Genomic DNA, 11811 nt, shown 5'->3' on the forward strand with positions numbered 1-11811 from the left:
ACTTCCGCATACCTACACTTTATATAATAACGGTACAGTACAAACAACGTACTGTACAAATATATGTGGGGGATTAACTATGAACGAAGCGTTACTATTAGTCGACATACAAAATGATTACTTTGAAGGTGGCAATATGGAATTACATCAACCTGAAAAAGCCGCACAAAAAGCGAAAGAAGTTTTGAGAGTATTTCGCGAAAAGCATAAAACAGTTATTCACGTACAACATATTGCGAACAACGAAGGGGCTACTTTCTTCTTACCCGATACAGTAGGTGTTCAAATTTATGATGATGTACAACCGATTGCTAACGAAAGAGTCATTCAAAAACATCACCCTAACAGTTTTTTAAGAACAAATTTATTAGAAACATTAAAGACAGAAAAAATAGATCAACTAGTCATTTGCGGTATGATGACTCATGTATGTATTGATGCAACAGTACGCGCTGCCAGTGACTTCGGATTTCAATGTATTGTAATTGAAGATGCTTGTACAACAAAAGATTTAGAATTTCAAGGAAATCTAATCCCCGCAGTACACGCTCATCAATCGTTCATGAGTGCATTAGAGTTTGGTGATATTTATGCAACAGTCATGTCAGCAAACTGTTTTATAAACAAGAGCAAATAAAAAATTACAGTTCAAAAAAAAAGAAAGGATAAGTATCTTATTCTTTCTTTTTTTCCATTGTCTTAATGACAGTATTTATACGATAATCACCATAATGTAAAACATCTGCAAGAGTCTCTTCTAATTGCTGATGCGAAGATGTGTGAAGAGTCATGACATAGCACCCATCGCCGCTTATACGATACATTTCAGTAATTACGTCCGTTTTTTCAAAAAATTTTTGAATTTGATTATGATAGTGCGGTGCATGCAAAAATAGTGTAACAAAGGTCATAATAGATCCTTCTAGCTTAGCCCTGTTGATATTTATCGTATATTTTTGAATGACACCTGCCTCTTCTAATTTATGAATTCGTTTCCCGACAGCCTGACCAGTCAAATGTACTATCTCCCCAATTTCCTTCCAGTTCATTCTAGCGTTTTCTTGTAGTAATTGTATAATCTTAAAATCTGTTGAATCAAACATGGACATCCCCTTCCTATACGAAACGAATTCTATAAAATCTTCATTTCCCCTACAGTTTAGCTCGAAAATTTTGCAATACAATCGATTGGCTCCATTAGGAATTACATTATTGTTAACGACTTTCCTTCTTCATTACAATGTATTTGTTGGATTACTCGTAGGCACTACAACAAGCTAGCGATTTTTTATAAATATGAACATTTTTTAGGAATTAGTTTATCTTTTTTTAATGTTTTATTTAGAGGCAGTTTATAGTCGGGTATTAACATAAGAAACGTAGCAACTAAGTTCATATATGACGCACTGCTACTATAATCGCAAACCGTACTAAAATAAGGAGACGATAAAACATGAACAAAAAAACAAAAGCACTATCATCCGTACTGCTCGGATTCACATTAGCATTAACAGGGTGTGCTGGTACTAAAGCTGAAGAAAATCATAGTAAACAAAAACAAGAACAAGTTGCTAAAGAAACAAAAAAGGAAAATAAATTAACTAAAGGGCAAAAAATGGCTAATATTCTTAGCAAGACAAATTGGCAAGGTACACGAGTGTATGACAAAGATAAGAATGACTTAACAAAAGAGAATGCAAACTTCATTGGTCTTGCAAAATATGATGCGAAGTCAGGCAGATATGAATTTTTTGATGCTAAAACAGGTGCAAGTCGTGGCGATAAAGGAACTTTCTTTGTCACAAATGATGGGAAGAAGAGAATATTAATTTCAGAATCAATGAAGTATCAAGCTGTCGTTGACATGACAAAACTAAATAAAAATGTATTTACTTATAAACGAATGGGGAAAGACGCTAACGGTAAAGATGTAGAAGTTTTCGTTGAACATGTTCCATATAAAGAAAAAGAACTTTCTTTCACTGATCCGGACAAGCAGCTGAACACGACTACAGGAGATATTGTTAAAAATGTTGATGGAGATAAAATTTTAGGCGGTACCCTTTGGCACGGAACAAAGGTATTAGACGAAGCTGGTAACGATGTAACACAATTTAATTCGAATTTTATAAGTCTAGCAAAATTTGATGACAAATCTAATAAATATGAGTTCTTCAATAGCGAAACAGGTCAAAGCCGCGGTGATTATGGCTACTTCGATGTTGTACATGAAAATAAAATAAGAGCCCATGTTTCAATTGGAAATAATAAATATGGTGCTGCTCTTGAACTTACTGAACTAAATAAGAATAAATTTACGTATAAAAGAACTGGTAAAGACCAAGCTGGTAAGGATATAACTATATTCGTTGAACATGAACCTTATAAAGGGGATATGAAACCACAATTTAGCTTTTAAAAACGTTTAATTAAAGATCCTGTACTGAGTTGCAAGATCTTCCTTAAGACAAAATCATTTATGATTCTCTTGAAAGAAATCGTCTCATATCCCCCCTCAACACTTCAGCTTAATTGTTGAATATAACAACTTTAAAAAGCCTTACTACACATAAATTGTAGTAAGGCTCTGACTATTTAAGATAAACATTAAACGACTTCATTATCTCTATACAAATAAAGTTTAGCAAATAACGTTACTATCTCCTCCAAAGAAAAGAAACCTTATTTCAACTTTCCTATTGATAAGTTAACACGATAGTTCCCGTATTTTAATAGTCGTCCTAGAAAGTTATCTAAGTCTTCGTTGGAAGCAAAATGTGTTTTTAATAAATAACACCCCTCACCACTTATACGGTGTACTTCAGAAATCCCTTCTTCTCCTTGAAAGAAATTCATAAACTCTTGGTGATTAGCTGTTGTTACGAACAAAGTAACAAATGCAGTCACTACTTGTCCTAATTTGATTCGGTTTATTGCAATTGTATACTGTTCAATAATCCCTAAATCCTCTAATCTTCGAATTCGATTTCCTACAGCTTGCCCCGTCATATGTATTTTTTGGCCAAGTTCTTTCCATTGTATTCTTGAGTTTTCTCCTAATAATTTCAGTATCTCAAAATCTGTTTGATCAATGATATAAACCAATCCTTTCACCGTGAAAGTAGAAAGCCCGAAAGTGTTTCGCCAACTTATTCTGCTTATCGATACAATTCACTATACTTAGTTTATCCTCTTACATCACATTATTTATCAGCTATATTTACTTATAACACAGAGGACACAACAAAAAAATACATCTAGATTTAAAGGAGGTTACAAATATGTTATTACAAGAAATTCTATCGTTCAATGAACATTTTGTAGAAAATAAGGAATACGCTCCTCGTGAAGCGACAAAAATGCCTAAAAAACGTATGGTTGTTGTTTCTTGCATGGATGCTCGTTTAATTGAGCTACTTCCAAAAGCTTTAGATATACACGATGGTGATGCAAAAGTTATCAGAAATGCAGGTGGTAAAATTGCTTCTGCTTTCGATAGTGTTATGCAAAGTGTTGTAGCATCAGTATACGATTTAAATGCAGATGAAATCTTCCTTATTGGACACCATAGATGTGGCGCGAGCCAAACGAATCCAAAAGGAACACTTCAAAAAATATTAGATCGCGGAGTAGCTTCATCAGAAATTTTATCAGCAATTGAATATGCTGGTATTGACCTTGAAAAATGGTTATTCGGATTCGATGATGTTTGCGACTCAACGCAAGCTAATGTTGATTTAGTAAGAAATCATCCACTTATCCCAAAAGATGTTCCTGTACATGGTTTAGTTATTGACCCTCACACAGGTAAATTAGATGTAGTGGTTGATGGATATAAAGCGTTAAATAGTAAAACAAAATAATAATTATCACGTATATGAAGGGAAGTTATGAGATATGAAAAAACAAGTATTAGATATGAATAGACAAGAAGCTACGCAAAAAATTTTAGCGGCAAAAATTAAAAAAGGGTTAACTTGGGAAGAAATTGCAAAAGTAAGTGAAAACTCTGAGACTTGGGTTGTAACAGCGTTATTAGGACAAGCTACAATGACACGTCCAGAAGCAGAAAAAATTGGTAAACTATTAGAATTAGATGAAGAAGTAGTTCAAGCATTGACAGTAGTTCCACTTCGCGGCCAAGTGATGGAAATGCCTCCTACGGACCCGATTGCATATCGTTTATATGAAATGATGTTACAATATGCACCAACTATTAGAGAGTTAATCTTAGAAAAAGCGGGCGAAGGTGTAATGAGTGCGATTAACTTCAACCTAGGTGTGGATACACAAGAAGATCCAAAAGGTGGCGATCCTCGTATCGTGATTACACTTAATGGGAAATTCTTACCATTCCGTACATGGTAAATAATTAAAAATCTATCTATATAATTAAAATAATTTTATAGATTTAATAAATCCATCCTTTTTAATCTAACTGTGTAGAAAGGATGGATTTTTACTATGAGATTCTTTTTCGGCAAAGGAGAATAATATGAATAAAAAACACTTTGATACGAGTTTTAGTATTCTACAATGGTTTGTATTTTTATTAGCAAATGCAATTGCGTTACCTATCATTATTGGTGGCATATTCCATTTACCAATAGAGGATGTCTCAACATTAATGCAGCGGACTTTTTTAGTCGTGGGAGTAAGTTCGTTTCTACAAGCGTGGTTTGGGCATCGTTACCCCATTGCGGACGGGCCAGCCGGTTCATGGGTAAGTATATTTGTCATATTGGGACAAGTCGCTATGCATCAGGGACAAAGTGCAAAAGACGTATTGCAACTTTTAGAAGGCGGATTAATTATTGCAGGTATATTACTCTTCTTTCTTGGTATAACAGGGCTTGTTCATCGAATCTTACGCTTATTTACACCCTTGGTTACAGGAACCTTTCTTTTAATATTATCTCTTCAGCTTAGTGGTGTGTTACTAAAAGGAATGATAGGATTACAAGGATCTGCAACCCATCCAGACTATACAACAGCTACTATTGCTCTCTTTGTTTTTGCCCTTATTACTTTCTTATCAATTAAAGGGAAAGGATGGATGAAAAGTTACGCTGTGTTACTTGGAATTTCATGTGGTTGGCTTTTGTATGCAGTATTAGGAAAATCATCTCATATCCCTTCGCATACAACGCTAGTTAAGTTACCAGAGATATTTGCTTGGGGCACACCTAGATTCGATATTGGAATGACTCTAACTGCAACTTTATTTACATTTCTTTTAGTTGCAAATACAATCGCTGCTATTTCGGCTGTAAAACAAGTGGCTCCATTATCTAAAGAAAATGAAAAGCAAACACTGAACCGTGGTGTATGGGTCGGAGGTATATCACATATTATCTCGTCGTTGTTCTCTACAATTGGAATTGTACCATTACCTGCATCAGCAGGATTTATCCAACTAACAGGACAAAGAAAAGTGAAGTCGTTCCTTATAGCAAGTCTTATATTAGCAGGAATTTCTTTTATTCCCTCAATTGTAAACTTTATATCCTTGCTACCAGGACCTATTGCTAATGCTGCACTTTTAGCTACATTTGTCCAAGTAATAGGCATTTCATTTCAATCCATTTTACGTGAAGATTTAAATCAACGCCGATTAACTATATTAGGAATTTCATTATTAATCAGTTTGGGAATATTGTTTCTTCCAGAAAGTGCATTTAGCGGAGTTCCTTCTTCCTTACAATATGTTTTAAGTAATGGCTTACTTGTGGGTACCATGCTTGTCATTCTATTAGAACAATTTTGGAAAGAGTAAAAAGCGCCCTACTTATAGGGCGCTTTTTTTATAACTAATGACTAATACTAGCAGTTGGATATAATGTTGTTCCTCCAATTGAAACTTTTATTTCATTTGTTAATGGAACGTTTTGTTCATTAATAATTGTTCTCCACCATTCCCATGCAAGACCTGTACATTCTCTTGCTACAATTTTTATATTTTTTGAGTTCGGTGGAAGAGGGATAACTGTAGAGTAATGAGCCGTTTTGTCTTTTCCGCTACCATCCCATGTTTTATGTGTTAGTACTTCGTTACCCTTTTGGTCAAATGTGAATTCATCCCAAGATACATCAAATTGAGCAACGTAAGCACCGTAATGATCAAGTGTCATTTTAGCACTTGAATATTCTGTAGTTGTCGTCTCAATATAATCTGTATTGTTATGAACAGCGGCAGTTGCATTATCTTTTAAGAAAGTGCTTGTATATGAAATTGGATATGCTGGATTTTTAAGACTTAATTCAGCATTATCTTTAATGATATTTCGGATTTCATTGAAATCTTTAGTAACAACCTTGTTATGCTCTTTCGCATCTCCGCCTAATACTACAGCAGTAAAGGTACTTTCTTCAAAAATATCTTTATACTGTCCACTCGTTTCGACGCTGTTATTCTTAAGTAAGGCTTTAAAAGCAGCTTGTACATCTTTACTCTTAGATGTTGTTTCTAATTTTACATAAACGGTTCTACCATAAGCTACATTTGAAACCATAACAGGTGGAGCCGAATTACTTACACCTTTACGAGTTAACTCGTCAAAAGTAACACTATTATCAAAAAGATCGGATGGATTGTTAGGTAGTTCAGCACTTACCGTATAAAATATTTGCTTATATGCCGCTACCATCACTTTCTTCTCTCCATTTGCAACCGCATTAAAATCAATGTTTAGACTGTTATCAAGATATTTAGCGTTAACATTAAGAGCACTTGCGATTTGTGATTTACTATAAACCATAGATTCTGTATACTGCATTCTTGCAGGTAACGTATGTGTTGTAGAATACTTTTCATTCCAAGTAGATACTAAATCGTCTACTGCTCCAGCTACATTACCATATGTCGGATTTTGAACAGTGATTGTATTTTCTTTTCTCATGCCAGGTAAGTCTATACTAATATTCAAAGGCTTTCTCTTAGCCACTAATAAACTCGGTTGATTGTCTGCAAAAGCTTTATTTGCAAGTTGTACAGCTCCTGGATACGTGCGATTCACTACAGAATCAATAATTGAAATATCGACCGGTGACGTTGTAAGTGATTTTTTCTCGCGTTCCACTACTACAAATTTACCATTTGAATTGATACTTTCTTTCGGAACAAAACTCTCTACTTTATCACCATTTACAGCTAAAACCTCTTGATTATTATATTTAAGATTTGCTATACCAGTATCAATGCCACTAGCATTTTTAGTTACATCAGTTACATTGCTTGCTTGTGTTTCTGCGAAGGAAATAGATGAATAATTAATAGTGCATAAACTAACTAATAAACATGCAAGGAACTTTCTTCTTTTAGTGTTTTTCTTAATATTCAGAAAAATCACCCCGTTCTTTTTTTAGTAAAATATGATAATGATTGATAAATGATAGCTAATTAATAAACTTACATAAATGCTTTTAAAAGTTCTTGAATTAACGGGATTACGCCACCTACAAATTTTAAAACTGCCATTGCGATTTCCATATTATTTCCTCCTTTTTCTTGCTACGATAATGTGGTTTATCTTTATGCCCTCATTATAGTGACACCTTACACTTTTATCAATACACTCTGATATGCAATATTACATATCAAAAACAAACTGAATTCTTTTAAAAAGTTATACAGAGATATTTTTTTCGTTTGGTACATACTTGAAAAGGTGAAGCATTCTTTTGCATTTTATGAGTAATCACATAAAAAAAGTTGCTGCCTATAAAATATAGACAGCAACTTCAACTAGAGTGTCTTGCATAATCTACGCAAGACATTTTATAACTAATAAACTGCTATTGGCCCATAAGGACCATTAATAATTTCTATTTTTGTTTCAAAAATATCTGTCAAAAGTGTTGGATCCATAACCTCTTCTACTGTTCCAAAAGCAGCAATTTGTCCATCTTTCATAGCACAAATTTTATCAGAGTATTTAGCCGCAAAATTTATGTCATGCATGACAGTCAAAATTGTTCGTCCAAATTCATTAGCTGCACGTCTCAAATGCTCCATCATTTGAACAGAACGAGCAACATCAAGGTTGTTCAAAGGTTCGTCCAAAAGTACATATTCCGTCTCTTGGCACAATACCATCGCTACATATGCCCTTTGTCTTTGACCACCAGAAAGCTCATCTAAATATCTATTCTCTAAACTAGTTAAATCTAAGAAATCGATATATTTAGAAATGATAACCTCATCTTCTTTAGTCAATCTTCCCTTTGAATAAGGAAAGCGCCCAAATCCAACTAATTGTCTAACAGTAAGCCTAGTTACAAAATGATTTTCTTGTCGCAATATAGTCAAAATTTTTGCTAAGTCTTTTGATTTGGATTCAGAAACATCCATATTTGCTACCTGAATTTGACCTTCATCCATATCTAAAAGTCTTCCAATCATCAAAAGTGTCGTAGACTTTCCAGCGCCATTTGGTCCAATTAAAGAAGTAAAGCCTGCTTTTGGTATTTCAATATCCAAAGGTCCTATCTTCACCTTATCAGTATAGAACTTTTTAACATTATCAATTTTTATCATAAAGCCCTCTTCCTTAAAACTATAGTTAAGAATATGATTCCACCAAATAATTCAATAATAACTGAAACTACACCTTGAGCATGGAATACATGATACATTAAAAAGTATGCACTCGTCATTATTAAAAATCCTATAGCAAAAGCCATCGGAAAAATGTATCTATGATCATAAGTTGACGCTGCCTGATAACTCAAAGTTGCTACTAAAAAGCCGTAGAAAGTAAGTGGTCCAATTAGAGCTGTTGAAATGGACATCAAAATAGCTACTAATACAAGCGTATAAATTACACTAGGTTGATATTTAACACCAAAAGAAGTAGCAACATCTTTTCCTAGTGACAAAACATTCAAATTCTTAGAATGAGCCAAAATTAATACTGCTACAATTATGATCATAGGAATTACAATAGGAAAATATGCAGGATCTGCATGATTAACAGAACCAAATAATCTTGCTTGTAAAATATCAAATTCTGAAGGCGCAAGTAGTTTTCTCATGAAAGTTGACACTGAATTTAGCCCGGTACCAATAATAATTCCAACTAAAAGCATAAGTTGTAAATTCCCGTATTTACCGGAAAGTAACCATCCATAAAGTATCAAACTCATGAAGACCATAACAACAACTTGGAATAAAAATGATCCAATTCCATTAAAATTTATTAATGCACTAGCACCAAAGAAGAATATTGTACTCGTTTGAATTGCTGAATAAAGTGATTCGAAACCTAAAAGCGATGGAGTAATAATTTTATTATTCGTAATAGATTGGAAAGCAACTGTCGACAAGCTATGGCAAACTGCAGCGATAATCATTGCAACAATAGCTACTATCCTTCTCTTAACGACTGGGATAAAAGAAGGTGAATCTATCGGAACTGGATTGTTATAAACTAAAAGTCCATATGAAGAAAGGAGACCTAAAGCAATCAATGTAATCAGTAAAATCCAATAACGTCTTGCTTCCTTCTTAGACCGAAAAGCGCTAGCTGATCTACTTTCATTATGAAGGCTAGAATCGATTTCGACATTTTCTTTTTTTCTATATTCTAATGTGATCATCGTAGCCTCCTTGGTTTTCTTTGTCTCAATAAAATAGTAATAAACACGACTGCTCCCACTGTTGCAAGTATTAAAGAAACAGGTAATTCAAAAGGCTGTATAATTGTTCGAGAAATGATGTCACAGGCAGTTATTGACCCCATTCCGATCACACAAACCCAAGGTAAATTACTCCTAAGATCATCACCTCTAAACATTGAAACGATATTTGGCACAATTAATCCTAAGAAAGGTAAGTGTCCAATAACAGCTGCAACAATTCCAACTGCAACAGATATAAGAGCAGTCCCAAAAAGAACAATTCTATTGTAATTAACTCCAAGGCTTGTTGCGACATCTTCTCCTAGTCCAGCTAAAGTCAATCTATTAGCATACATAAAAATAAGAAAAGTAATGATAACAATCAGCCATAAATATTCATATCTTCCTACCTGAACGTTCGCAAATGAACCTACGAACCAAGTTTCAATACTTTGCGTCTTTTGAAAAAGGAGTCCCAAAAAAGTAGACACTGCAGAAATAACTGCTCCAAGCATCAATCCAATAATCGGGACAATTAAAGACGAACGAAGCTTAACTCTTCTTAAAAATAGAAAAAAAATCATAGTTCCTATAAAAGAAAAAATGATTGCACCAGTCATTCTTTGAACTAAAGTTGGGGCAGGAAATAGTAAATACACAAAAAGCAGGCCTAAGCCTGACCATTCAATAGTCCCTGTTGTAGTAGGTTCAACAAAGCGATTCTGTGTAATGAGTTGCATTACGAGCCCTGCCATCGCCATTGCAGCTCCAGTAAGCATTAATGCAACTGTTCTTGGAACACGAGTGATGAAAAACATCTCCATTCCGTCCTCTTGTCCACGTATATCATAAACTCCAGTAAACAGTGATATAATCCCTAAAATTAGAACAACTATAATCGCTATTATAAAAGGTTTTGTCCATAATTTATTGTGATTATAAAACTGGGGTTGAGAAATATTCTCAACCCTAGAAATTATATTTTTTGACACTGCTTCGTACTCCTTTACACTACTTAGCTAAAGTTTTTGAAATATTTCCAAATAACTCTATATAAGTTTGAATTGATTCATTTGTGTAAGTATCTTCTGGTGCATAAATAACCTGGTTTTTAGAAACAGCAGTTGTGTTTTGAAGAGCAGGTGATTTAGAAATAACATCCTTAGCTGGAGCTGAAGTGGCTGCATCAGATGTTGCAGCATCACGATCTAATACGAAAATCCAATCAGGATTTGTTTGTGCAATAGCTTCAACAGAAACGTCGTCACCTTTATGACCTGCAGTAGAATTTGAAACTTCTAATGCTGGAGTCCAACCGAAAATTTCATACATTGGTCCCCAAACACGACCAGAGTGCGGCGCAGCAAAACCGATATTCCCACCAGTAACGATAACACTCATAACTTTATCTTTTCCGTTATAAGCAGATTTTGCGTTTTCAATAGATTTATCAAAATCAGCTACTAATTTTTTAGCTTCTTTATCTTTATCAAAGATTTTCCCTAAAGTAACTGTAGAATCTTTAAGTCCTTTTACTAAGTTTTCGCCAGGCTTAGTAGCCTTCTCAGATACATCAACATTAAGATCAATAACAGCTGCATTTGGTACTAATTTTTTGATTTCTTCGTAATGACCAGCAAATCTTTGACCAACGATTACAAGTTCAGGATTTGCAGCTGCAATAATTTCAAGATTTGGTTCACGGTGATTTCCAATGTTTTGAACTGAATCATCCTTTTTATATGCTGAATCTGCAGGCATGATATCCTTTGGAGCAGCCGCTAATTTAATTCCCCAATCAGATAAAGTTTCAAAAGTTCTGTTATCCAAAGCAACTACATTCTTTGGGTTTACAGGGACTTTAACAGTTCCATGAGCATCAGTGATTTCAACCGTTTTTGTCTTATCACTACCATTATCTTTATTAGCTTTTGACTCTTTAGTATCATTACTTGGATTTGAGCAAGCTACTAACATTAAAGTAAAAATTGCTAGAATACTCACTAATTTTAAAAGCATAGATTTTTTCATATGTATACTCCTTATAGTGTAATTTATTTCGAAAATGATGACATCCATAGATTGAATTAGAAATTAACTTTTATTCAATTGAATCGCTATTGATAATCATTTTCATTTGAACATCCTGTTAATTAGTATAGTCATTAATTCTGTGAAAATCTTGTGAATGGT

The 11811-nt window shown here is 34.0% G+C and carries 12 protein-coding genes; 5 read left to right on the plus strand and 7 right to left on the minus strand.

Annotation, left to right across the window (positions count from 1 at the left end; translation table 11 throughout):
* Window positions 1–79: 79 nt before the first annotated feature.
* Complete coding sequence (locus NZ044_RS25165; protein WP_001001093.1) at window positions 80–637, plus strand: cysteine hydrolase family protein; 558 nt, start codon at window positions 80–82, stop codon at window positions 635–637.
* 37 nt (window positions 638–674) lie between these two features.
* Here NZ044_RS25165 and NZ044_RS25170 read toward each other — a convergent pair whose 3' ends face one another.
* Window positions 675–1103 carry an Lrp/AsnC family transcriptional regulator gene (locus NZ044_RS25170; RefSeq protein ID WP_000460473.1) on the minus strand — a complete coding sequence of 143 codons (429 nt, stop codon included), beginning with the start codon at window positions 1101–1103 and terminating at the stop codon, window positions 675–677.
* A 350-nt stretch (window positions 1104–1453) separates the two neighbouring features.
* Between NZ044_RS25170 and NZ044_RS25175 the strand changes: the two genes are divergently transcribed.
* Entirely contained in the window at window positions 1454–2419 is a 966-nt protein-coding gene (locus tag NZ044_RS25175) for a DUF4822 domain-containing protein (protein ID WP_042596471.1), read from the plus strand.
* A 263-nt stretch (window positions 2420–2682) separates the two neighbouring features.
* Here NZ044_RS25175 and NZ044_RS25180 read toward each other — a convergent pair whose 3' ends face one another.
* Window positions 2683–3114 (minus strand): Lrp/AsnC family transcriptional regulator, encoded by a 432-nt coding sequence (locus tag NZ044_RS25180; RefSeq protein WP_002008929.1) that lies wholly within the window; start codon window positions 3112–3114, stop codon window positions 2683–2685.
* Between the two features lie 167 nt (window positions 3115–3281).
* Between NZ044_RS25180 and NZ044_RS25185 the strand changes: the two genes are divergently transcribed.
* The 3 genes from NZ044_RS25185 to NZ044_RS25195 all read left to right on the plus strand — a co-directional run bounded on the left by NZ044_RS25185 (window position 3282) and on the right by NZ044_RS25195 (window position 5776).
* Window positions 3282–3863: a beta-class carbonic anhydrase gene (locus tag NZ044_RS25185; RefSeq protein WP_000926482.1), complete on the plus strand. Its 582-nt coding sequence runs from the start codon at window positions 3282–3284 to the stop codon at window positions 3861–3863.
* Window positions 3864–3918: 55 nt separating this feature from the next.
* Window positions 3919–4368, plus strand: coding sequence for a cyanase (gene cynS, locus NZ044_RS25190; protein WP_029443571.1), 450 nt, complete (start codon window positions 3919–3921; stop codon window positions 4366–4368).
* Window positions 4369–4495: 127 nt separating this feature from the next.
* On the plus strand, window positions 4496–5776 hold the full coding sequence (locus NZ044_RS25195; protein WP_001034722.1) for a purine/pyrimidine permease: 1281 nt from the start codon (window positions 4496–4498) through the stop codon (window positions 5774–5776).
* Window positions 5777–5810: 34 nt separating this feature from the next.
* On the opposite strand, the gene alo is transcribed toward NZ044_RS25195, so the two are convergent.
* The 5 genes from alo to NZ044_RS25220 form a co-directional block, all read right to left on the minus strand.
* A complete protein-coding gene (gene alo, locus NZ044_RS25200; RefSeq protein ID WP_000576735.1) occupies window positions 5811–7349 on the minus strand; it encodes an anthrolysin O/cereolysin O family cholesterol-dependent cytolysin Alo in 1539 nt (512 codons plus the stop codon).
* A 434-nt stretch (window positions 7350–7783) separates the two neighbouring features.
* A complete protein-coding gene (locus tag NZ044_RS25205; protein WP_000590056.1) occupies window positions 7784–8536 on the minus strand; it encodes an iron ABC transporter ATP-binding protein in 753 nt (250 codons plus the stop codon).
* A complete protein-coding gene (locus NZ044_RS25210) occupies window positions 8533–9597 on the minus strand; it encodes an iron chelate uptake ABC transporter family permease subunit (RefSeq protein WP_000631243.1) in 1065 nt (354 codons plus the stop codon). Before NZ044_RS25210 ends, NZ044_RS25205 begins: the two co-directional genes overlap by 4 nt.
* A complete protein-coding gene (locus tag NZ044_RS25215) occupies window positions 9594–10610 on the minus strand; it encodes an ABC transporter permease (RefSeq protein ID WP_000041823.1) in 1017 nt (338 codons plus the stop codon). The genes NZ044_RS25210 and NZ044_RS25215 overlap by 4 nt, the downstream gene beginning before the upstream one ends.
* Before the next feature lie 19 nt (window positions 10611–10629).
* Complete coding sequence (locus NZ044_RS25220) at window positions 10630–11649, minus strand: siderophore ABC transporter substrate-binding protein (protein ID WP_000749440.1); 1020 nt, start codon at window positions 11647–11649, stop codon at window positions 10630–10632.
* Window positions 11650–11811 lie beyond the last annotated feature (162 nt).

This window comes from Bacillus sp. FSL K6-1338, assembly GCF_038006965.1.
In the GTDB taxonomy this organism is placed as follows: domain Bacteria; phylum Bacillota; class Bacilli; order Bacillales; family Bacillaceae_G; genus Bacillus_A; species Bacillus_A thuringiensis_S.